Consider the following 428-nt stretch of genomic DNA (forward strand, 5'->3'; position numbering starts at 1 on the left):
CCGATGCGCATTCCGGTCTCCGCGAGCAGGGCCCACAGCAGCCGGTAGCGCAGGTCGCCACTCCACTCCCGCGACAATGGCGAGTAGGTCGCTTCGGCGTCGAGGAGCTGATCGATCGAAGCGGGTGTGAGGATCGGTACCTCGGTGCGCGGCACTCGAACACGAACGGCTGCCAGCCGTTGTGGGCTGCGCCGAGCGACGTGTTCGAGGAACGACAGGTACCTGCTCGATCGACCCCGAACCTGTTCGTACAGGAACGGTGCGGCGTCGACGCCACGACCGGCCTGGTAGCGGTAGAACCCCATCACGGCGCGCAGTCGCAGCCGCACAGTTGCCTCGGTGACGACGGGAGCGGGTCGCAGCTGCCGCACCGAGGGGTCGAACTCGTCGTGGCGGACGGCGGCGAGGAAGTTGCCGAAGTCATGGAT

Annotated in this window: 1 protein-coding gene; it reads right to left on the reverse strand. The window is 67.3% G+C overall.

Translation table 11 applies throughout. The annotated features are described in order from the left end of the window. Window positions 1-428: hypothetical protein (locus tag AC07RN_RS21340; protein ID WP_478337275.1), on the reverse strand; the 428-nt coding region annotated here is incomplete at both ends.

It is taken from the genome of Lelliottia sp. GFLA7 (assembly GCF_056490165.1).